This window comes from Streptomyces sp. NPDC055078 (assembly GCF_053607985.1).
In genome coordinates this window covers 1-2,298 of the sequence record NZ_JBSGUP010000949.1, presented here as the reverse complement: position 1 = coordinate 2,298, position 2,298 = coordinate 1, and the positions used below count along the sequence as shown (strand labels likewise).

1 protein-coding gene and 1 pseudogene are annotated in these 2,298 nt (G+C 73.8%); both read left to right on the top strand.

What is annotated here, in order from left to right; all coding sequences use genetic code 11:
- Window positions 1-1,112: pseudogene (locus tag ACWF94_RS38995) on the top strand (type I polyketide synthase); the annotation flags it as partial.
- A gap of 497 nt (window positions 1,113-1,609) precedes the next feature.
- Window positions 1,610-2,107, top strand: a complete 498-nt coding sequence (locus tag ACWF94_RS38990; RefSeq protein WP_453499798.1) for a hypothetical protein — start codon at window positions 1,610-1,612, stop codon at window positions 2,105-2,107.
- Window positions 2,108-2,298 lie beyond the last annotated feature (191 nt).

Below are 2,298 nucleotides of genomic sequence, written 5' to 3'. Positions count from 1 at the left end.
CACCCGGGGTGGCGTACCGGGACGCCCCGCTGCGGGGCGAGACGGCCTTCGTCTTCACCAACGCGGCGGCCACCTACCCCGGCATGGGCAGCGGGCTCGGCCAGGCGTTCCGTCCGACGGCCGCCGGCGTCGCCGCCACGGTCCCCGGCACCCCGTTCGACGCCTCGGGGTTCGGCCGGCACTCGACACCCGCCGACCCGCTGGAACAGCTCGTCGCCAGCATTCTGCTCAGTACGTTCCACACCGCGCTGACCCGTGATCTGCTGGGCATCCGGCCTGCCGCGTCGATCGGCTTCTGTACCGGCGAGGTGGCCGCCGCCCATGCGCTCGGCGTCTGGTCGGACGTGCCAGGACACCTCCGGGACGCCGTCGGCTCCCGTATCTTCTCGCATGAGCTGTCCGGCGAGTTCCGCGCGCTGCGGCAGGTGTGGCGGCGTACGGGAGTCCCGGGCGCGAGCTGGATGAGCTACTGGGTGAACGCACCCACCGACCGGGTGCGGGCCGTCGTCGACCCCCTGCCTTCGGTCCATCTGATGTCGGTGTACGCGCCCGAATCCTGTGTCGTCGGCGGGGAGACGGACGCCTGCCGGCGGGTCGTCGCCCGTCACTTCCCGGAGTGCGCCACCCCCACCGGGTTCGACACAGCGGCCCATGTACCGGAGGCGGCGGAGATCGGCGGTCTCCTGCGCGCCCTGCTGACCCGCCCGACCGCGGCCGTGCCCGGTGTCCGCTTCTACAGCGGGTCCCGCACGACCGCCTACCTCCCCACGCGTGAGGGTGTCGCCGACGCCCTGACCGATCAGATGATCGGCAGGATCGATCTGCACGCCACGGTGAACAACGCCTGGGCGGACGGTGTCCGGATCTTCCTTGAGCACGGTCCTGGCGGCATGAGCACCGCTTCCGTACGGGCCGCCCTCGGTGAACGCGAGTATCTCGCCGTCGCTCTCGACGCCCCGGGCAGCCGGGCCGTGCCCCAGTTCTGCCGGGCCCTCGCCGAACTCGCCGCCGCCGGGGTCACGCTGGACACGGACCGCCTCTTCGCCGCTCTGTCGGCACCGCCACGCGTCGTCCCCGCACTCCACGCCGACCCGGTGCCCGCCGCCCGCTAGGGCGTCCTGCGACAGTCCCGCCGACTGTCCCGGACTGTCCCGCCCGGCCCGCCCGGCCCGTAGAAGGCTCTCGTGGCCCGGTGGTACAGGAGACGACCCCATCCGCGGTCCTCGGGCCCGGGTGGGGTCTCCGGCCGGGCGCTGTGGCCCCAAGGTCACCGCCACACGCCTGGAGCATCACGGGGGGCGTGACGATGCCGGAAGCGCGGGACGGCCGGCGGATGGGCCGTGAGCCGGGCCGGAGGCCGTGGACCGCGCGCCGGTGACTCGGGACTCGGCGCCCCCGGCAGGGTGTCGGTCCACCACCCCGGACGCATCGGCGTGGGACGCTCGACCCGCGTGCCGGAGGTGTGCCGGTGACGGCACCGACCCGCGCGCGAGGATCGCGTGCGCGCTCGCGGGGCGAAACGCGGTGCGGGTGGTCCGCCCCGCGCGGCGGACGGCCCCCAGTCGCACGGGCCGCAGCCGGTCCGGACGCTACGACCGCAGGAGGTCCCGTGGATGTCACGACGTTCTACGCACTCTTCTCGGCCACCTGTTTCACCCTGGTGGGCCTGTGGTGGAACGTGGTGCAGAGCCATCCGGAGTGGCTGCGGGTGCCCGCGATGCGCCGGGTCGTGGGCGGGATCTATCTCTCGTTCCTGCTGCCCGGGCTGATGGGTCTTTTCGCTCAGGTCGGGGGTGTCGAGACGCCCGAGATCTGGCGGGCCAGCTTTGTCGTCCTCGCCGTGGTCGGCTGTGTGTCGACCCTGCGGCTGCTCGCGCGCAGCGCCCGCGACACCACGGCCACGTCGGTCACCCTGCCCCAGCTGGTGACCGCGCTGCTCTATCTCCTGATCGCGGTGGTGGGATCGGCTCCGGAAGTGGCCGATGTCGTCGAACTGCGGCCGATCCAGGTGGAGGCGATGCTGCTGAGCCTGGTGGTGCTCATGGGGCACGGGCTGGTGTGGCGGTTCATGGCCGGCGAGGGGCGCCCGGCCGACGCCGCGTCCTGAGCCCGGACCACCGGATCCAGCGGAACCGGCTCCGGACCGGCGGGACCAGGCCCCGCCCGGCGGGGCCGCGGCACGCCCCGGCGGGGCCTTGGCTGATCAGGGCTTGCGGCCGACTCCCCCGAGGGCGATGACGTCGCCGGGAGCCTCGTCGGCGCCGGGGTCCGGTCGCCACCGCGCCGGCGGTACGACTC